Origin of the sequence: Acinetobacter sp. NIOH-H-8 (genome assembly GCF_046635365.1) — a bacterium.
Classification (GTDB): domain Bacteria; phylum Pseudomonadota; class Gammaproteobacteria; order Pseudomonadales; family Moraxellaceae; genus Acinetobacter.
This window is the reverse complement of record NZ_JBHDVN010000390.1, coordinates 1-354: the sequence shown is the minus strand read 5'-3', so window position 1 is coordinate 354 and position 354 is coordinate 1. Positions and strand designations below refer to the sequence as shown.

At 36.4% G+C, this 354-nt stretch carries 1 protein-coding gene; it reads right to left on the bottom strand.

Annotation, left to right across the window (positions count from 1 at the left end; genetic code table 11):
- Positions 1-133: 133 nt before the first annotated feature.
- On the bottom strand, positions 134-354 hold a 221-nt coding region (locus ACEWB7_RS18795), incomplete at its 5' end, for a transposase family protein (RefSeq protein WP_411581201.1).

The following is a 354-nucleotide window of genomic DNA, read 5'->3' as shown; positions in this document are numbered from 1 at the left end:
AGTGGAATATGCCGATTCGCGACTGGCGTTTAGCCATGAGCCGCTTTATTATTGAATTCGGTGACCGCTTAAGCAATCACCTTTAAATTGATGAAAAGCAATTACACAAAATTATTTACAGGCTCTTCATAAGTCATTTTTCACTCAGCTCCAAGTTATAAATTCCAGCAATTAGATTGAATCTTAATGCTAGTCTTTTGCCTCGATTGCGATATCGCTCAGCAAGAATTTTGAAGGTTTTCAAACTGCCAAATACATGCTCAATTCCAATTCTTCTTTTATTGATTTCCTGATTATAGATTTTTAGTTCGGAATCCAGTTTACAGCGCTTCTTTGCTTTTAATGGCAACAAGC